Raw genomic sequence first — 18,248 nt, forward strand, 5'->3', positions numbered from 1 at the left:
GCCGGATGAATTGTTCTGAATTCGTCGGGCGGCGCGCGGGGCCGCGCTACTCGCGGCGGCGTCGCCGCGCGGCCGCGCCGGACGCGAGCTGCTTCAGCGTAGCGGGCGTGCCGTGGAGAAACGCGTCGACCAGCCGTTCGATTTCGGTGTCGAGATCGTCGGGCACCGGCAATCCGTAGACCCACTTGCGAACGCCGAAATAGAAGATGCTCGCGTGCAGGCTCCAGACGAGCTCGATTTCCGCGTTGCGCTGGGCCTCCGTCGCCGGCGTGGCGATGTCGTATTCGTGGCGCAGTTCGCGCAGCACCGGCAGGAACACGCGTTCGCGCAGCCGCGACAGATAGCGCGTGTTGAAGCCCTCGCGGCTGAGCCCCGCGAAGATGAAGGTACGGATCCATTCGCGCCGCAGGATGGTTTGCGCGTACGCGCGGTAGAACGCCACCAGCCGCTCCTGCAGCGGGACCGTACGGTCCGCGATCATTTTTTCCCAGTCCGGGTTCCACGTGTAGACCTCGTCGTACACGCGATCGATCAGCGCTTCCTTGCTCGGAAAGTACCGGTACAGCAGCGGCTGGGTGACGCCGATCTGGCGCGCCAGCTCGCGCGTGCTGCCGGAAAAGCCGTGCGTCGCGAAGTGCTCGATCGCCTTCTCGACGATTTGCCGCTCGCGCGCTTCCGGCGCGAGGCGCCGGCCCGGCGTGACGACGTCGCCGTCGGCGTCCGTCCCGCGCTCGCGGGCTGGCGTGCTGCGTTTTCTTTCGGTCATGCATCGGCTCCTGATTGCGTGCGCGCTTAAGCTATCGATCGAAAAATAACACGATCGGACCGCGAGGGCCGCTCGCGGCGTGCCTGTCGACGCGATGCGGGAACCGTTGCGCATGTGCGTCGCGTCGCGTCGACCGCGCCGTCCGGCCGGGCCTCCGGGCAGCCGATTCAGGAAAATTCAGGCCCATCGCCATGACATTAAGACGCGCCTTAACTAGTCTTGCTTCCGAACAGCCGTTTGGACCGGACGCCAGTCGGCACCGCCGGGCCGTTCGGCACAACCGGAGCGGAACATGCGTGATCTGATCTCGCCGGGCACAGGCATCATGTGCGCCGGCGCAACCGTTGCCATCCAGGAGGCCGGGGCATGCCGACGCAGCCGGTAACCGCGGCCGCGGCACCCGATCACGTGCGCGGCGAGGACGTCTTTCTTGCGTCGATCGCCGGCTACGTTGACACGCTCGGCTTCGTCGCGCTGTTCGGCCTGTTTACCGCGCACGTCACCGGCAACTTCATCCTGATCGGCTCGGGGCTGGCCGGCGTCGGGCAAGGGCTCGCGATCAAATGGCTCGCGTTCCCGGCCTTCATCGCCGGTATCGTCGGCGCGCGCGTGCTCGATCACCGGATGCGTTCGCTGGGCCACGGCCCGCGCGCGCGTTCGCTCTATGCGCTTCAGGCCGTGCTGCTGGCCGGGTTCATGCTGGCCGGCGTGATGGCGTCGCCGATCGCCGACGCCGATGCGCCGCGCACGATCCTGTGCGGTCTGCTCGGCGCCGCGGCAATGGGTGTCCAGAACGCGCACGGCCGGTTGACGGCCCGCTCGGTCGTCGCCAACACGGTGATGACGGGCAACGTCACGCAGGCGGTGATCGATGCGTTCGACTGGCTCGTGCCGCTTGCAGCGCCGGCCGAACGCGACGCCGCGCGCGCGCGACTGCGGCGCACGCTGCCGCCGGTCGCGGCTTTCGCGCTCGGTGCGGGCGCGGGGGCCGCGGCGTACGTATTCGCCGCCTTCTGGGCGCTGGCGCTGCCGCTCGCGACCTTGTGCTTCCTCGCCTACCGATCCGGCCGGCCCGACGTCGGGCCGGCATCACGCTGAATCCGCGCGCGACGCACGGCAGCGCTTACCACTTTCAAGGAGAATTTCGATGATTGCACTGAAGTTGCGACAGGTATTGCGGATGACGGCCGCGTCGACGGCCGTGCTCGGCGCATTGCTGGCGACCGCGCCGGCCCAAGCGGACGAGACGCGTCTGCTCGAGACCTCGTCCGCGAAGGTGCCGGCCGTCTCGGTCGGCCCGCAATACGACACGACGCACGTGTGCGTCGCGCCGGAAGACTTCGACCGCTTCACCGACAGCTTCGTCGCCACGTTCGGCGGCAAGAAGTCGCAGCAGGGTGTGTTCCAGGTCACGCCGACGCCGAGCCAGACGATGTCGCAGCTCGTGTTCACGCCGTCCGGCACGATCTCGGTGTTCGGCTTCAAGACGCCGATCCCATACCCGTTCTGCGCGGAGCGCACCGGCTACCTCGTCACCGACATGGACGTCGCGATGAAGTCGGCGCGCGCGCATGGCGCGGACGTGGTCGTCGACACGTTCCCCGATCCGATCGGCCGCGACGCGATCATTCGCTGGCCGGGCGGCGTGAACATGCAGCTGTACTGGCACACCCAGGCGCCGCACTACGATCCGCTGCAGACCGTGCCGGAAAACCGCGTGTACGTGTCGCCGGAAAGCGCGAGCAAGCTGGTGCACGACTTCGTCGCGTTCTCGCGCGGCAAGGTCGTGTCCGACGTGCGCAAGGCGCCGGGCATCGAGATCGGCCGGCCGAACGACACGTACCGCCGCATCCGCATCGAGTCGGGCTTCGGCAAGATGACCGTGCTGGCCACCGACGGCCATCTGCCTTATCCGTTCGGGCGCGAGATGACCGGCTATGAAGTGGCGGACCTTGCCGCCACGCTGGAGAAGGCCAAGGCCGCCGGCGTGACCGTTCTCGTACCGACCTTCACGTCGGACGGGCGCGATGCGGCGCTCGTGCAGTTCCCGGGCGGCTATGTCGCCGAGATTCACGCGCGGTCGAAGTGATGGAACGGCGGTCGATAAAGCGGGCGTGGCGGGGCGTATTGCCGGCCGCCATGCTGGTGGGTGGTGTCGCGACGCACGCCGGGGCGGCGGCTGGCGCCGAGGAAACCGCGGCGCCGGCATCGACCGCCGCCGCGACGTGCACCGCGACGCGTCCCGCGGTGCTGTTCAATCGCTGGCAGGAAGACTGGTCGGTGCTCGCGAATCCATGCGTGCCGCGCAAGCCGCTCGACGGGCTGAAGTACATCCCGCTGGGCGCCGACCCGTCGACCTACTTGTCGCTCGGCGCGAGCCTGCGCGAGCGCTTCGAGCTGAACAACGCGCCGCTGTTCGGGCTCGGCGCCGTCCACGACGACAACTACGTGATCCAGCGCGCGACGGTGCACGCGGATCTGCGCTATGCCGGACATTTCCAGGCGTTCGTCCAGTTCGTCGATGCGCGGCCGTTCGGCAAGGATACGGTCGGCCCGGTCGACAAGGATCAGCTCGACATCGAGCAGGCGTTCGTCGCATATGTCGACCAGGTCGGCGGCGGCACGTTCAAGGCGCGCATCGGCCGGCAGGAGATGGCGTTCGACTTGCAGCGGTTCGTGTCGGTGCGCGACGGCCCGAACGTGCGCCAGGCGTTCGATGCGCTGTGGGCCGATTACGAAATCGGCAAGTGGCGGCTGATCGGCTATGCGACGCGTCCTGTGCAGTATCGCAACGACGCGGTATTCGACGACGTGTCGAACCGGCACCTCAGATTCGACGGCGTGCGCGTCGAGCGCAACGGTGTGGGGCCTGGTGACCTGTCGGCCTACTGGTCGCGCTATACGCGCGACAACGCGCGCTATCTGGACGGAGCCGGCACCGAGCGGCGCGACGTGTTCGACATGCGCTACGCGGGCAAGTCTGCCGGGTTCGACTGGGACGCCGAGGCGATGTTGCAGACCGGGCACATCGGGCAGGACACGATCGGTGCGTGGGCGTTCGGCGCGCTGGGCGGCTACACGTTCGCGAAGACGCCGGGCACGCCGCGCATCGGCATTCAGGTCGACGGCGCGTCGGGCGACAAGCATCCCGGCGACGGACGCATGGGCACCTTCAACCCGCTGTTCCCGAACGGCTCGTACTTCACGCTCGCCGGCTATACGGGCTACACCAACCTGATTCACGTGAAGCCGTCGCTGACGTTCAAGCCGGCCGGCAACGTGACGGTGCTGACCGCGGTCGGTTTCCAGTGGCGCGCGACGACGGCCGACGCGATCTACGGGCAAGGGATGCAGGCCGTGCCCGGCACGGCCGGCAAGGGCGGCGCGTGGACGGGCATGTACGCGCAGGCCCGCGTGGACTGGCTCGTCAATGCGAACACGGCGCTGGCGGTCGAGGCGGTGCACTTCCAGCTCGCCGATTCGATTCGCGCGCTGGGCGCGCGCAATGCCGACTATGTCGGCGTGGAGGCGAAGTTCGGCTGGTGACGCGGCGTGCCGCGCGGCTCAGTGCTGCGCGCCGGTGAGCGCCTCGACGAAATCGATGAACGCCGTGACGCGCTTCGAGCCGCGCTGATTCGGCAGGTACAGCGCGGTGACGACCGAGCGCGCCGCATCGGGCGTGACGTCGTATTGTTCGAAGAGCCTGCGCAAGCGGCCCGACTGGACGTCGGCATCGACCAGCCAGTCGGGCAGCAGCGCGATGCCGGCGCCGTCGAGCACGGCATCGCGCAACACTTCGCTGTGGTTCGATTTGAGGCGCCCGGTGACGAGCACTTTCGTCGTGCCGTGCCCATCCGCAAACGTCCACGCCTGCTGGTCGCCGCCGAAATGAAAGCGCAGGCACCCGTGATCGACCAGCTCGCCCGGCGCCGATGGCGTGCCGTGTGCATCGAGGTAGTCGTGGCTCGCGACGACATAGCGCTGGAACGTGCCGAGCTGTCGCGCGACGACTTCCGCGGACGGGGCCGCTTCGCCGAGCCGGATCGCGACGTCGATCCGGCCGGTGACGAGATCGACGCGTTCGTCGGTGAGCTGCAGGTCGAGATCGAGCTTCGGATAGCGCGCGAGGAAGGCCGCGACGTGCGGCGCGATGCGGCGCATGCCGTACGCGACCGGCACCGACACGCGCAGCGGCCCGGACGGCTCGTCGCCGCGATCGGCGACCAGTGCGTCGGCTTCCGCGAGTTCCTCGAGCAGCTGCTTCGCGCGTGCGTAGTACACGGCGCCCGCATCGGACAGCGTGACCTGTCGCGTCGTGCGGTTCAGCAGCACGGTGCCGAGCGACGCCTCGAGCGCATCCACTGCGCGCACCACCGACGAGGCCGCGAGATCGAGACGTCGTCCCGCGCTCGAGAAGCCGCCGGCTTCCGCTACTTCCACGAACGCGCGCAGCGCGGAGAACTTGTCCATGTCGTCGCCCTTGTGACTTCGTGACTGGGTGCCTTTGTGCGTATCGCAACGATGCGTTGCGTGCCGTTCGCATTCTATCGCCGGCCCGCAAGCGCTATCTTCAGGACTGGCAATGTACAGGAAGGAGTGTGCGATGAAACCCCTCGAAGTAACGGTGACCTACGATCTCATCTGCCCGTGGTGCTGGATCGCGGAGCACAGGCTCGCGGAAGCGATCGACGAAGCAGGCCTGGACGGCAACGTGAGCGTCAGGTTCGTGCCGTTCGAACTGAACCCGACGATGCCGGCTGGCGGCATCGACCGCAAGGCGTACCGGAGCGCGAAGTTCGGCAGCTGGGCGCGCTCGCAGGCACTCGACGCGCATGTGGCCGAAGCCGGCCGCGCGGCGGGCCTCGTGTTCGATCATGCGCGGATCGCGCGCACGCCGAACACGCGGCTTGCACACCGGCTCGTCTGGTTTGCGCAGCAACGCGGCAGCGCCGTCGCGCTCGTCGATGCGCTGTTCGCCGCGTATTTCCGCGACGGCCGCGATATCGGCGACGCGGACGTGCTGGTCGAGATTGCGACGGGCGCCGGTTTGCCGGGCGACGCGGTGCGTGCGTTCCTCGCGTCCGGCGACGGGCTCGACGCGGTGGTCGCGCTCGAAGCGGAGGCGGTGCGTGAAGGCGTCGCTTCGGTGCCGTCGACGCGCATCGGCCTGTCGGTCGTCAGTGGCGCGCAGCCGGCTGTCGTGTTTCGCGATGCATTGATTGACGCGCAGCGCGCGCTCGACCAGATCGCCTGAATCCGGGCCGGCGCCGCCGAGGCAAGGCTTTCAGAACGATTCATGCCGCGCTCAGGATTATTGCGAACCCGGCCGGTAAGCTCGGTGTCGTGCGCACCTCGCCGGCCGGGTCGGCAAGCCGGTGCGCAACGTCGCAACGTCGATATGCAACCGGGAAACGGACATGAAGAACCTGAACTGGCGCCTGCGCGCGGGCGGCATGCTGCTCGTCGCGTGGTGTGTCGGCATCCTCGCGTCGGTCGCGTTCGCCGGTGGGCCGGGCGGCCGAGACCAGGCCCCCGGCTTCTATCGGCAGAAGCTCGGTGATCTGCAGATCGTCGCGCTGTCCGACGGCACGCATCCGTTTCCGATCGATACCGTCTTCCGCGATGTGTCGAAGGACGAAATCCGGCGCGATCTCGATCGCGCGTTTCTCGAGCCGCCGGTGCAGGGGTCGATCAATGCGTTCCTGGTCGATACGGGAACGAAGCGGATTCTCGTCGATACCGGCGCCGGCGTGCTGTACGGCGATTGCTGCGGCAAGCTGCTCGCCAACTTGCGTGCGGCAGGCTATGCGCCCGGGCAGATCGACGAAGTGTTGCTCACGCACCTGCACAAGGATCATGTCGGCGGCATCGTGTCGAACGGCAGGATGACCTTTCCGAATGCGGTCGTCCGCGTAAACGAGATCGAGGCGAATTACTGGCTCGATCCGGACAACAAGGCACAGGCGCCGGCGTTCCTCGCGTCGTTTTTCGATGCGGCGGCCGCGTCGGTCGCGCCGTACATCGCGGCCGGGCGCTTCACGACGTTTCGCGGCGAAGCGACGCTCGCCCCCGGCATTCGCGCGGTGCCGATGCCCGGTCATACGCCGGGCCATACGGCCTATCTCATCGAGAGCGGCAATGCCGGGCTGCTCGCGTGGGGCGACATCGTGCACGTCGCGGCGATCCAGTTGCAGGATCCGGACGCGACCGTCCAGTACGACAACGATGCCGACACGGCACGCCGCACCCGGCGCGATACGCTGAAACGCGTTGTGGACAAGCGTTATCTGGTCGGTGCCGCGCACATCGCGTTTCCCGGGCTCGGGCATTTGCGCAGGGACGGGGAGCAGTATGACTGGGTGCCGGTCAACTACGACACGACACCGCTTCGATGACGCGAAGGCGCGCGGCAGCAGTGGCCGCGCGTGACGGAATCAGCGCGACAGTTCGCGCCGCCATGCGCCGGGCGGATGGCCGACGATGCGCGCGAACACGCGATTCAGGTGGCTCTGGTCCGAGAAGCCGCAGGCGACCGCGATTTCCGCGAGCGTCATGTCGGTCGTCTCGATGAGTTGCCGGGCGCGGATCACGCGCTGTTCGAGCAGCCACTGATGCGGCGTGCGTCCCGTCGTTCGCGAGAACGCACGGATGAAATAACCGCGCGACAGATCGCATTCGTTCGCGACTTCCTCGATCGACACGCCGAGATCCGCCTTTTCCATCAGCAGCTCCTTGGCGAGCGCGGCCTTGGCCGGCGACAGTACGCCGCCCTTGCGCTGCAGGTCGCGCGCGCGCGTACTGCCGTATTGGCACGCCAGATGCGTGCCGATCGCGAGGCCCATCTGTTCGACGAACAGCGTATTCAGCGCGCCCGGCGCGTCGAGGCTGTCGGCGACGGCGTGCGCGAGATGGCCCAGCACCGCGTCCTGCACGTCGGGAGCGCAGGTCAGCCCGCCGATTTCCGTGCCGTCGTGCTCGCGGCCGAGATGGTCGAGGTAGCTGTGCGACAACTCGACGAGCACGAAGTCGAACTTGCCGTACAGGTCGGCGCGGAAATTCCGGGAAAAGTCGCGAATATAGATCGAGTTGTGCTGAAACCGCCGCTCGGATTTGCCGGCCCCGCCGTAGATCGTGCGCCGGTGCCCGCCATTGAGCGACACGCCGATCAGGAAGCCGCGATCGCTGGCCGCCATCTCGATACGCTCGAATTGCTCGTCGCGCATGCATTTGCGATGGAGCTTCAGGCCGCCGACCGACCTTTCAATATCCTTGGACAGCAGGCTCGACAGACATCCGAGCGTGTCTTTCGGCGGCGCCGCGGGTGGCGCGACGAGGGAGGCTGGCATGGCGGAAAAATCCTTCGGTTGGGTACGGCGCGCGATCATTTTTACGCGCAGTTTATACGGTGCGCCCGGCAGCCCCCAAGATAACTTGAATAAATGTCCGCTGGCTGACGAAATGCTTGCCGCGAACCGATTCGTGCCGCGCCGGCCCGGCAGGCGCGCGAAGGCGCTATTCCGATCGATGTTGCCCCATTTGTATTTGCGCGACGCGGGTTCGGGGGCGTGCCCATGCGGAGGTCGCTAGTGCATTTTCCTTCAAGATTTTTATTTATACGGCGTTTACACTCGGCCCACTTTTTGAGATATCGCATCCGGCCCGTAGGGCTGGCCGGGTGCGCACTCCCGCCCCGGTGAACTGCCGTGTTCACATGGCGGTCATCGTGGGGAACCTGGAGGCGGCCATGATCCAGATCGGGACGTTGTCGGTGGATTTCGAGCAGCGAGACATTCGCTGCCACGGCGCGTCGTTGCGTATCGGCGCACGCGCGCTTGACATACTGGAAGTACTGCATCGCGCCAACGGTTCCGTCGTGTCGAAGGACGACATCATGGATGCCGTCTGGCCCGGCCTGATCGTCGAGGAGAACCGCCTGCAGGTCCATGTCGCGACGTTGCGCAAGGCGCTGGGCGCGAACCGCGACCTGATCAAGACGGTGCCGGGCCGCGGTTACCTGCTGATCGCGAATCCCGCCGTCGCACACGAGGTGCCGCCGCGCGCGACCGCGTTGCCGCACGACGCCGTCGTGGCTGCCCGTCCGGTTCCGCTGGTCGGACGTCAGGCCGAGATCGAGCAGATCGTCGACATGATCGAACGTGCGCCGGTCGTCACGCTGGTCGGTGCGGGCGGCATCGGCAAGACGAGCCTGGCCGAGCGGGTCGCGCACGAACTGCGCAGCCGGTCCGGCGAGCGCGTCCTGTTCGTGGCGCTGGCGAGTGCCGCGACGCGCGACGACGTGCTGCTCGCGATTGCCGCGGAACTGGGACTCGAGACGGACGACTTGCCGGGCATCGACCCGATCGGCGATGCGCTCGCCGCGTCGCCAGGCCTGCTCGTGCTCGACAACGCGGAACACATCGTCGATCTGGTTGCCGACCTCGTCGATACGCTGACGTCGCGCGCCGCATCGCTGCGTGTGCTCGTGACGAGTCGCGAACCGCTTCATATCTCGGTCGAAGCCGTGTTTCGCGTGAGTCCGCTGGCGGTGCCGGACGGCGGTGCATCCGTCGACGAGATCGAGCGCTATTCGGCCGTCGAGCTGTTCCTGGCGCGGATCCGTGCCGCTACGCCCGACTGTGCGGTCGATCCGGCCGGCATCCGGCTGATCGGCGACATCTGCCGGCGTCTCGACGGGCTGCCGCTTGCCATCGAGCTGGCTGCCGCGCGCGTCGCGACGCTCGGGCTCGAGATCGTCGCGTCGCGTCTCGACGACAGGCTGAACCTGCTGACGGGCGGGCTGCGCTCGGCGCTGCCGCGCCACCAGACGTTGCGGGCGACGTTCGACTGGAGCTATGTGCTGCTGGATGGGGCCGCGCGGTCGCTGTTTCGTCGGATGGCGTGCTTCATCGGCCCGTTTACGTTCGATGCCGCCCGCGAGGTTGCGATGGAGCCCGGCATGTCGGCCGCCGAGATGATCGCGGTGCTCGGCGAACTGGTCGCGAAGTCGCTGGTGACCGTCGAGTTCGACGGCACGCAGGCGCGCTACCGGTTGACGGAATCGACGCGTGCGTATGCGCTCGAAAAGCTGCACAACGAGGGCGAATTCGACGCCATCGCCGAGCGTCATGCGCGCTACGAGCGCGAGCAGGCGGAAGCACGGATGCAGACGCAGGCACAAGCCGCGGACCTCTCAAGCCTGCGTCTCGCCGCCGACGCGCCGGCACCGCGCGAGCCTGCGGCGGCCGAGCCGCAGGCGCTGGAAGCGGACGCGTTGGTGCTCGCGTTGCTGGAGCCGGCGCGGATGCGCGAATGTTCGATACCGGCGCGGCGAGCGCTCGACGCGATCGAGGCCGGGGGGGCCGCGTCCGTCGACGCGGCGCGCGAGATGCGCTTGCGCGCGGCCTATGCAGGGGCACTGCTGCATACCGATGGCGATACGCATACGGCCACCGCGATGTGGGACCGGACGCTCGCGCTCGCGGGCCGGATCGGCGACGAGGCATTCGACGCGCGTGCGCTGGTCGGGCTGTGGAACACGATGCTGACGCGCTCCGATATCCACGAATCGTTGCGCTATGCGACGCGCTTCGAGCGCGCCGCCGAGCGGCGCGGCGACCGGTCGCAGCGGCTGCTGGGGAACGCGATGGTCGCGACCTCGCTGCATTACTTCGGTGAGCATGCGCAGGCGCGCGAGCGGCTGGAGGCGGCGACGGACGAGCTGGCCGAAGCCGGCGAACCGTCGTGCGCGGAGGCGGCGCTGGGGATCGACGTCGCGACGCTCGGCCGGACGATGCTGACGCGGCTCGTATGGATGCAGGGCGATCCGGAATATGCGATGCGGCTGGCGGCGCAGGCGGTCGAATGCGCGCGCCGCGCCGGGGCGGGGCTGGCGTTGTGCGTCGTGCTCGGCGCCGCGGCCGTGCCGATTGCGTTGCGTTATGGCGATCACGACGTGATTTCCGACTATCTCGGCACGCTGCGATCGACCGCCGAGGCGAACGGGTTCGACATCTGGCTCAGTCACGCGGAATGTCTGGCCGGGCAGTTCGACATGCAGACCGGGCACCCCGGTGCCGGTCTCGCGCGGCTCGAGCCTGCGCTGCAGCGCATCGAAACGAGCGGATTCCGGCGCGCGCTCGCACCGCTGACCGTCGCGTACGCGGAGGGACTGACGCGCACGGGCCGCGCGGCCGAGGCCTGCACGAAGCTCGACGCGACGCTCGCGCGCTGCCGCGCGCACGGCGAGCATCTGTTCGTGCCCGAACTGTTGCGCGCCCGGGGGCTCGCGATGCTCGAACAGGCGCGCACCGCCGATGCGGACCTCGCGATCGCCTGCGAAGCCGACGGGCACCGTCATCTGCTGATGGGGATCCATACCGCGAACGGGCAAGGGGCAGCCATGTGGGCGCTGCGCGGCATGCTCGATCTCGCCGATCACCTGATAGAGCGTGGGCGTACCGCGCAGGCTTCGGCGCTGGTGGCCAATCTGACGGGGCATTTCGATCCGCAATCGCGCGCGTTCGATGTGCGCCGGCTGGCGCGCGTGCAGAACTTCGTTCGCCCGGAGACGACGCCGTCGACGGCCCGGACGCGCATGCGGCACGAGGCGGCGGATGCGATGCAGCAGGTGGCGTAACGGCGCGCCGGGCCCGCGCAAGACGCCGCCGCGCCATCGCGCCGCGGCCTGCCGGTCCGATCGTTCAATGATCAAGGGGGAGTGGATGGTCCGTGTATCGTCAGTCCGGGTGCCTGCCGCGTGCGGCCGTATGCCGGCTTTGGGCGCAAGCAGGAGGCAGGACGGTGCTTAAGGCGACGGAACCCGCGGAATCGGCGGACCTCATCGTATACAACGGCAAGATCGCGACGCAGGACGACCGGCAGTCGTTCGTGACCGCGCTCGCGGTGAAGGACGGCCGGATCCTCGCGGCCGGCAGCGGGCCCGACGTGATGCGCCACGCGCGCGCCGACACGCTTCGCATCGACCTGAACGGCCGCACCGTGATTCCGGGGCTGAACGATTCGCACCTGCACGTGATTCGCGGCGGCCTGAATTTCAACCTGGAACTGCGCTGGGACGGCGTGCCGACGCTGGCCGACGCGCTCGCCATGCTGCGCCGCCAGGTGCTGCGCACGCCGGCGCCGCAGTGGGTGCGCGTCGTCGGCGGCTGGACCGAATTCCAGTTCGCGGAGAAGCGCGGGCCGACCGTGGCCGAACTCAACGCGATCGCGCCCGACACGCCGGTCTTCATCATGCACCTGGGCGACAGCGCGTTGCTGAACGCGGCCGCGCTGCGCGCGATCGGCTATGGCCGCGACACGTCCGATCCGCCCGGCGGCGAAATCCAGCGCGATCGCCTCGGCAGGCCGACCGGCATGCTGATCGCGCGACCGGACATGGCCGTCCTGCACACCGCGCTCGAGAAGGGCCCGAAGCTCGGTCACGACGACCAGATGAATTCGATGCGGCACTTCATGCGCGAACTGAACCGCCTCGGCGTGACGAGCGCGATCGACGCCGGCGGTGATTTCCAGGCCTTTCCGGACGACTACGGCGCGATCCTGGCGCTCGCGAAACGCGGCGAACTGACGGTGCGCATCGCATACAGCCTGTTCGTGCAGCATCCCGGACGGGAACTCGACGACTACGCGCGCTGGGTGACGCTGGCGAAGCCCGGCGACGGCGACGCGTTCCTGCGGATGAACGGCGCGGGCGAACTGCTGGTGTACTCCGCAGCCGACTTCGGGAATTTTCTCGAACCGCGCCCCGATCTGCCCGACGTGCTCGAGGCCGAACTGGCCTCGGTGGTGCGGCTGCTGGTGCGGCATCGCTGGCCGTTCCGGCTGCACGCGACCTACGACGAATCGATCGGCCGCTTCCTGAACGTGCTCGAAGCCGTGAACCGCGACATGCCGTTCGACGGGCTGCGCTGGTTCTTCGATCACTGCGAGACGATTTCGGATGCGAACATCGCGCGCATCGCCGCGCTCGGCGGCGGCGTGACGGTCCAGCACCGGATGGCGTTCCAGGGCGAGTACTTCATTGCGCGCTACGGCGCGGAAGCGGCCACGCGCACGCCGCCGATCCGCGCGATGCTGGCGGCCGGGCTGCCGGTCGGCGCGGGCACCGATGCGACGCGCATCGCGAGCTACAACCCGTTCGTCTCGCTGTACTGGATGGTGTCCGGGCGCACCGTCGGCGGCACGGCGCTCTATCCCGAACACAACCGGCTCTGCCGGATGGAAGCGCTGCGCCGTTACACGGTCGGCAGTGCATGGTTCTCGAACGAGGACGATCGCAAGGGCGCGTTGGTGCCCGGCCAGTATGCGGACTTCGCGGTGCTGACGGACGACTACTTCACGATCGACGAACCGCGGATCAAGTCGCTGTCATCGGTGCTGACGGTCGTCGACGGCAAGGTCGTGCATGCGGACGACGAGTTCGCGCCGCTCGCGCCGCCGCCGCTGCCGGTCAGCCCGGCGTGGTCGCCGGTGGCCGAATTCGGCGGCGCCGGCGGAATCGGCCAACGTCGTCCGGCCGCGTCGGCGCAGCCGCGCGCGGCGGCCGGCGACGGCCCGGACGCCGGTTTTGCGCGCGGTCGCGGGCGCCGTTTCGCGCAGCGCCTTCATGTGGCCGCGCGGGAGGCTGTCGAGCAGTGCGAAGCATTCGGTCAACCCGGTGTCGCGTTTTAGGATGGCGTCGGTCAACGGGCAGGCCGGCTATCCTGGCACGTGTCGCGCGATGAATGAATGATTATTCGCCCCCGGCGCGGGGCAGAAGGAGACGAGATGAGTTCTGCGCACACCTGCGCACGGGCCGGTGACGAAGTCGCCGGCGTCCGCATTCCCCGGACGCCGATGGCGATCGAGGCCGTCGAAGCGGCATGCGCGTCGCTACCGCAGGTGATCACCGATCACGCTTGCCGGGTGTTCGTCCTCGCGTCGCTGGCTGCGCGCCGGGCAGGCGAGACACTCGATGCGGATGCGCTGTACGTGGCCGCGATGTACGCGAACATGGGACTGAGCACCGCGTATGGCCGCTCGACCGAGCGCTACGAGCTCGACAGCGCCGATGCCGCGCAGGCGTTCCTGCTGCGCCATCAGACGTCGCAGCGCATGCGCGACGACGTGTGGCGCGCGATCGCACTGCATACGACGCCTGGCGTGTCCGCGCGCGTGTCGCCGCTCGCGCGTGCGCTGGCGTCCGCCGTGTCGACCGACCTGATGGCAACCGACTTCGACGCGTATTCGGCCGACGAGCGGCGGGCGCTGCTCGCCGCGTACCCGCGCGGCGACGGGTTCAGCGATGCGTTTCTCGACGCGATCGCACGCGGGGTCGCGCACCGGCCGGCGTCGACGTTCGGCACGTGGAGCGCGGATGTGCTCGAGCGGGCCGATCCGGATTTTCACCGGCCGAATTTCTGCGGACGCGTGCTGGGCGCGCGCTGGAAAGACGCCTGAAGGGTTAGTTCCGGACGATCCGGCCGGCTTCGTCGGCCGTCGGGGCGGCCCGGCGATTGTCGCGCCGGGCGGCCGCCGGTGCGGGCTCAGGCGGTCCGGCTTGCCACGTCGTGACGCGCATAGTCGACGTATCCGGCGCGGTCGCCGCCATACCAGCCGACCGTCTTCGGCGCGGCGAGCGGCGCATTCGCCGCGAGGCGTTCGACCAGATCGGGGTTCGCGATATACGCACGTGCGAATGCGACGAGATCCGCGTCGCCCGCATCGATCAGCGAATTCGCGGCATCCGGCGCGATGCCGCCGTTGACGATCAGCGTGCCGCCGAAGTGCTTGCGCGTGTTCTCGACGATGCGCGGCAGATCGGGCTCGCCGCTCCAGCCGTTGGTATCCGCCGCGTGCACGTAGGCGACGCCGGCTTCGTCGAGCATGCGGCCGACGTACGCATACGTCGCATCCGGATTGGCGTCGCGCACGTTGTTGTACTTCGCGTACGGCGAGATGCGCACGCCCACCCGGTCGAGCGGCATCACGCCGCCGACCGCATCGACGATTTCCTCGAGAAAGCGCGCGCGATTTGCGACCGAGCCGCCGTAACGATCGTCGCGGCGGTTCAGCGTCGACGACAGGAACTGGTGCGGCAGGTAGCCGTTGGCCGCGTGGATCTCGACGCCGTCGAAGCCGGCCGCCATCGCGCGGACGGCCGCCTGGCGGAATTCGTCGACCGTCCCGGCGACTTCGTCCGTCGTCATCGCGCGCGACGGCGTCGCGTGAATCTTCGTGTAGTAGCCGTTCTGCAACTGCGCCCACACCTGCAAGTGCTCGAGATCGTCGTTGACGCCGGACGGCGACAACGGCGCGTCGCCGCCGAGCAGCGTCAGCGAACTGACCCGGCCGCCGTGCCACAGCTGCGCGAAGATGCGGCCGCCGTTCGCGTGGACCGCGTCCGTGATCTGCTTCCAGCCGGCCGCCTGCTCGTCGGTGACGAGCCCCGGCGTCAGTTCGAACGACGCGGAGGCCGGGCTGACGTTGGTCGCCTCGGTGACGATCAGGCCGGCGGACGCGCGTTGCGCGTAGTACTCGGCCATGAGTTCGGTCGGCTGGCCGCGCGACGGCGCGCGCGAACGCGTCATCGGCCCCATCACGACACGGTTCGGAAGCGGCAGGCCGCGCAGATCGTAGTTGCTGAGCAGGGAAGACATGATGGATTCCTTTTGCGTGGAGCAGGGCGACGCCGCGTATCGTGTGACGGGCCCTGCGGAAAGTTCGGTTGGGATGCGGGTGACGTGCCGGCAGCGTTCCGGCGCGCGAACGGCCCGGGCGGGATTCGCGCGTGAACCGGTGCCGGCGCCGGTTCAGGCTTGTGCGTGGCGTTCGGCGTGCGGACGCCCGATCACGAGGTAGTGAGCAAGCGCAATGATCGGGAATGCGCCGGCGACAGCGGCGACGAGCGACCAGCCGCCATGCTCGTACAGCGGGCTGGCGAGCGCGGAGCCGACCGCGCCGCCGACGAAGATGCTCGTCATGTACAGCGCGTTCAGGCGGTTGCGGCTCGTCGCATGCAGCGCATAGATCTCGCGCTGGCCGAGCACCATGTTCATCTGCACCGCGAAGTCGAGCACGATGCCCGTGACGACGAGGCCATACAGGCCGGCACCGTGGATCAACGCAACCGCGTACGACAGCGTGCCGGCGACCAGCGCGATCAGCGTCGCCCGCACGGTGTGGCCGGCATCCGCGAGGCGGCCCGCGACCGGCGCCGACGTCGCGCCGATCGCACCGACGAGCGCGAACAGGCCGATGGCCGATTGCGACAGCCCGTAGTGACGCGTCAGCTCGACCGGCACGGCGGTCCAGAACAGGCTGAACGACGCGAACATCAGACCTTGGTAGAACGCGCGATGGCGCAGCACCGGCATCGTGCGGACCAGATGCAGCAGCGAGCCGATCAGTTCGAAGTAGGTTGCGCGATGATCGGGCTGGCGCGACGGGATCGTCAGCGCGAGCACGGCCGTCACGAGCGTCATCAGCACGGCGGCGGCCGCGAACACGAAGCGCCAGCCGAACGCGTCGGCCACCACGCTCGACAGCGGGCGCGCGAGCAGGATGCCGAGCAGCAGCCCGCTCATGATCGTGCCGACCACGCGGCCGCGCGAATGATCCGGCGCGAGGTGCGCGGCGAGCGGCACCAGGATCTGGACGGCAACCGAGCTGAAGCCGACCAGCAGCGAAATCGCGAGGAACAGCCCGGGCGTCTGGACGACCGCGGCGGCCGCGAGGCTCGCGATCGACACGACGGCCGTGACGATCATCAGCTTGCGGTTCTCGAGCAGGTCGCCGAGCGGCACGATGAAGAACAGGCCGAGCGCGTAGCCGATCTGCGTCAGCGACACGATGAGGCTCGCGGTTCCGCCGGACATGTGCAGGCTCGGCGCGATGAGCTCGGTGATCGGTTGCGCGTAATACAGGTTTGCGACGATCGCGCCGCAACTGAACGCGAACAGCAGGATGAGGCCCTGCGTGAGCTTGGTCGCGTGCCCGTGGGCTGCAACCGGGGTGGATTCTGCTGACATGGTCGACTCCTTGAAAAGTGAGGTCGGGTGCCCGTTCATCGGGCGGGCGCTACGATTGCCGTCGCGGCGAAACGGACGCCGCTGCATTGCCGTCAAGATTATTGATCGATCGATAACAAGGGAATACGTCCGGGGCGCAATCGAGCATTGCGTGGCACGCAAAGGGGGCAGATCGTGGGCGGGTTCATGCGTGGATACCTTCGCCGGCCGACACGATGCGGCCACTGGCGAAGGCGGAACAGAGGACATCGAAACCGGCCGGGACGGACGGCGTGGCGATCGCGATCTTCATGACGCGCCTCTCGAAACGGGCCTCCGGCGCGGATGTCGCGGTTCGCGAAGCCCGATGAGAGCAGTCTGGATCGAGCGGACTGAATAGTCCTAAATCGCGTCTTAATTCACTTGATTCATTTGGTGCGCGCGGCGGCGCGGACGATCGGTTTCAACGGCGGGTGTCGACTGCCGGCTTCAAGCGCGCTTGCCCTGCAGCGTCGGAATCTGCGCGAACAGCCCCGCGAGCCAGTCGACGAAGACCTTGAGCTTGACGGGCGTATGCCGATTCGGCGGATAGAGGATCGAGATCGGCCGGGGCGGCGTGTTGAAATCGGTCAGCACCTCGCGCAGGCGCCCCGATTGCAGATACGGCTCGACCAGGTACAGCGAGGTCTTGATCAGGCCGATGCCCGCGACGCCGGCCGCGATGTAGGTGTCGGCGTCGTTGACCGCGACCGTGCCGCACATCTGGATGATCCGCGTTTCGCCGTCGACGACGTAGTCCCAGGACCGCGGGCGGCCCGTATCGGCCGAGATGTGGGTGACCGCGATGTGCTGAGCGAGATCGTCCACCGTCTCGGGTGCGCCGCATCGTTCGAGATACGCGGGGGCCGCGCACGTGCAGGTGGTCAGGCTGCCGATCCGTTTCGCGACCAACCCCGAATCGTCGAGCGCGCCGATCCGCACGACGCAATCGACACCCTCGCCGACGAGATCGATCTGGCGATCGGTCACGCCGAGCTCGATCGAGATGCCCGGATGGGCGGCGAGAAACTCGGGCAGGGCGGGCACCATGATCTGCTTGGCCATGGCCGGCGGCAGGTTCACTTTCAGCCGGCCGCGCGGCACGTTGCGCGCCTGCGAGACGGCCGCTTCCATGTCGTCGATCTCGCGCAGCACGCCGACGCAGCGTTCGTAATAGGCCTGCCCGTCCTCGGTCAGCGAAATACGGCGCGTCGTGCGGTTCAGCAGCCGGCAGCCGAGATGCTGCTCGAGCGTGCTCAGCAGCGCGGACACGCGCGGCGTCGTGAGCCCGGTCGTGTCCGACGCGCGCGTGAAGCTGCCCGTCTCGACGATGCGCGTAAACACGCGCATCGAAAGCAAGGTATCCATCGTTCAGAAATCTCCAGCCTGTTTGTTGCCCGCGCCGGTTCGTGCCGGCGCGATTTGTTGTAGTCGTA

The 18,248-nt window shown here is 68.2% G+C and carries 14 protein-coding genes; 8 read left to right on the forward strand and 6 right to left on the reverse strand.

Going from position 1 to position 18,248, the window contains the following annotated elements; all coding sequences use genetic code 11:
• Positions 1–46: 46 nt before the first annotated feature.
• Entirely contained in the window at positions 47–766 is a 720-nt protein-coding gene (locus WS75_RS16250; protein ID WP_059681404.1) for a TetR/AcrR family transcriptional regulator, read from the reverse strand.
• Between the two features lie 366 nt (positions 767–1,132).
• Here WS75_RS16250 and WS75_RS16255 point away from each other — a divergent pair, with 366 nt between their 5' ends.
• Genes WS75_RS16255 through WS75_RS16265 form a run of 3 tightly spaced genes read left to right on the forward strand, consistent with a single transcriptional unit; the run spans position 1,133 to position 4,312 of the window.
• Positions 1,133–1,864 carry a YoaK family protein gene (locus WS75_RS16255; RefSeq protein ID WP_059681405.1) on the forward strand — a complete coding sequence of 244 codons (732 nt, stop codon included), beginning with the start codon at positions 1,133–1,135 and terminating at the stop codon, positions 1,862–1,864.
• A 49-nt stretch (positions 1,865–1,913) separates the two neighbouring features.
• Positions 1,914–2,855: a hypothetical protein gene (locus WS75_RS16260; protein ID WP_059681406.1), complete on the forward strand. Its 942-nt coding sequence runs from the start codon at positions 1,914–1,916 to the stop codon at positions 2,853–2,855.
• A complete protein-coding gene (locus WS75_RS16265; protein WP_059681407.1) occupies positions 2,855–4,312 on the forward strand; it encodes an alginate export family protein in 1,458 nt (485 codons plus the stop codon). The genes WS75_RS16260 and WS75_RS16265 overlap by 1 nt, the downstream gene beginning before the upstream one ends.
• Positions 4,313–4,330: 18 nt before the next feature.
• On the opposite strand, the gene WS75_RS16270 is transcribed toward WS75_RS16265, so the two are convergent.
• Positions 4,331–5,236 (reverse strand): LysR family transcriptional regulator, encoded by a 906-nt coding sequence (locus WS75_RS16270; RefSeq protein ID WP_059681408.1) that lies wholly within the window; start codon positions 5,234–5,236, stop codon positions 4,331–4,333.
• A gap of 133 nt (positions 5,237–5,369) precedes the next feature.
• Here WS75_RS16270 and WS75_RS16275 point away from each other — a divergent pair, with 133 nt between their 5' ends.
• Entirely contained in the window at positions 5,370–6,020 is a 651-nt protein-coding gene (locus WS75_RS16275; RefSeq protein WP_059681409.1) for a DsbA family oxidoreductase, read from the forward strand.
• Positions 6,021–6,219: 199 nt separating this feature from the next.
• On the forward strand, positions 6,220–7,161 hold the full coding sequence (locus WS75_RS16280) for an MBL fold metallo-hydrolase (protein ID WP_156429809.1): 942 nt from the start codon (positions 6,220–6,222) through the stop codon (positions 7,159–7,161).
• 39 nt (positions 7,162–7,200) lie between these two features.
• Here the strand turns inward: WS75_RS16280 and WS75_RS16285 are convergent, their stop codons facing one another.
• Positions 7,201–8,112: a helix-turn-helix domain-containing protein gene (locus WS75_RS16285; protein WP_059681411.1), complete on the reverse strand. Its 912-nt coding sequence runs from the start codon at positions 8,110–8,112 to the stop codon at positions 7,201–7,203.
• A 398-nt stretch (positions 8,113–8,510) separates the two neighbouring features.
• On the opposite strand from WS75_RS16285, the gene WS75_RS16290 reads away from it, so the two are divergent.
• The 3 genes from WS75_RS16290 (at position 8,511) to WS75_RS16300 (ending at position 14,224) form a co-directional block, all read left to right on the forward strand.
• Positions 8,511–11,402, forward strand: a complete 2,892-nt coding sequence (locus WS75_RS16290) for an ATP-binding protein (RefSeq protein WP_059681441.1) — start codon at positions 8,511–8,513, stop codon at positions 11,400–11,402.
• Between the two features lie 164 nt (positions 11,403–11,566).
• The gene (locus WS75_RS16295) at positions 11,567–13,456 is read left to right on the forward strand and encodes an amidohydrolase (RefSeq protein WP_059681412.1); all 1,890 of its coding nucleotides are present in this window, start codon (positions 11,567–11,569) and stop codon (positions 13,454–13,456) included.
• A gap of 96 nt (positions 13,457–13,552) precedes the next feature.
• A complete protein-coding gene (locus WS75_RS16300) occupies positions 13,553–14,224 on the forward strand; it encodes a hypothetical protein (protein WP_059681413.1) in 672 nt (223 codons plus the stop codon).
• Positions 14,225–14,310: 86 nt separating this feature from the next.
• Here WS75_RS16300 and WS75_RS16305 read toward each other — a convergent pair whose 3' ends face one another.
• The 3 genes from WS75_RS16305 to WS75_RS16315 all read right to left on the reverse strand — a co-directional run bounded on the left by WS75_RS16305 (position 14,311) and on the right by WS75_RS16315 (position 18,180).
• Entirely contained in the window at positions 14,311–15,423 is a 1,113-nt protein-coding gene (locus WS75_RS16305; RefSeq protein ID WP_059681414.1) for an alkene reductase, read from the reverse strand.
• Between the two features lie 153 nt (positions 15,424–15,576).
• Entirely contained in the window at positions 15,577–16,794 is a 1,218-nt protein-coding gene (locus WS75_RS16310) for an MFS transporter (protein ID WP_059681415.1), read from the reverse strand.
• A 468-nt stretch (positions 16,795–17,262) separates the two neighbouring features.
• On the reverse strand, positions 17,263–18,180 hold the full coding sequence (locus WS75_RS16315) for a LysR family transcriptional regulator (protein ID WP_059681416.1): 918 nt from the start codon (positions 18,178–18,180) through the stop codon (positions 17,263–17,265).
• Positions 18,181–18,248: the final 68 nt, after the last annotated feature.

This window comes from Burkholderia sp. FL-7-2-10-S1-D7, assembly GCF_001524185.1.
GTDB classification, from domain to species: Bacteria; Pseudomonadota; Gammaproteobacteria; order Burkholderiales; family Burkholderiaceae; genus Burkholderia; species Burkholderia diffusa.

Excerpts from the sequence above, each read along its gene's own strand:
- WS75_RS16310 (WP_059681415.1), bottom strand. The coding sequence starts at position 16,794 with ATGTCAGCAGAATCCACCCCGGTTGCAGCCCACGGGCACGCGACCAAG.
- WS75_RS16315 (WP_059681416.1), bottom strand. The coding sequence starts at position 18,180 with ATGGATACCTTGCTTTCGATGCGCGTGTTTACGCGCATCGTCGAGACG.
- WS75_RS16265 (WP_059681407.1), top strand. The coding sequence starts at position 2,855 with ATGGAACGGCGGTCGATAAAGCGGGCGTGGCGGGGCGTATTGCCGGCC.
- WS75_RS16250 (WP_059681404.1), bottom strand. The coding sequence starts at position 766 with ATGACCGAAAGAAAACGCAGCACGCCAGCCCGCGAGCGCGGGACGGAC.
- WS75_RS16280 (WP_156429809.1), top strand. The coding sequence starts at position 6,220 with ATGCTGCTCGTCGCGTGGTGTGTCGGCATCCTCGCGTCGGTCGCGTTC.
- WS75_RS16270 (WP_059681408.1), bottom strand. The coding sequence starts at position 5,236 with ATGGACAAGTTCTCCGCGCTGCGCGCGTTCGTGGAAGTAGCGGAAGCC.
- WS75_RS16260 (WP_059681406.1), top strand. The coding sequence starts at position 1,914 with ATGATTGCACTGAAGTTGCGACAGGTATTGCGGATGACGGCCGCGTCG.
- WS75_RS16290 (WP_059681441.1), top strand. The coding sequence starts at position 8,511 with ATGATCCAGATCGGGACGTTGTCGGTGGATTTCGAGCAGCGAGACATT.
- WS75_RS16275 (WP_059681409.1), top strand. The coding sequence starts at position 5,370 with ATGAAACCCCTCGAAGTAACGGTGACCTACGATCTCATCTGCCCGTGG.
- WS75_RS16285 (WP_059681411.1), bottom strand. The coding sequence starts at position 8,112 with ATGCCAGCCTCCCTCGTCGCGCCACCCGCGGCGCCGCCGAAAGACACG.
- WS75_RS16255 (WP_059681405.1), top strand. The coding sequence starts at position 1,133 with ATGCCGACGCAGCCGGTAACCGCGGCCGCGGCACCCGATCACGTGCGC.
- WS75_RS16300 (WP_059681413.1), top strand. The coding sequence starts at position 13,553 with ATGAGTTCTGCGCACACCTGCGCACGGGCCGGTGACGAAGTCGCCGGC.
- WS75_RS16305 (WP_059681414.1), bottom strand. The coding sequence starts at position 15,423 with ATGTCTTCCCTGCTCAGCAACTACGATCTGCGCGGCCTGCCGCTTCCG.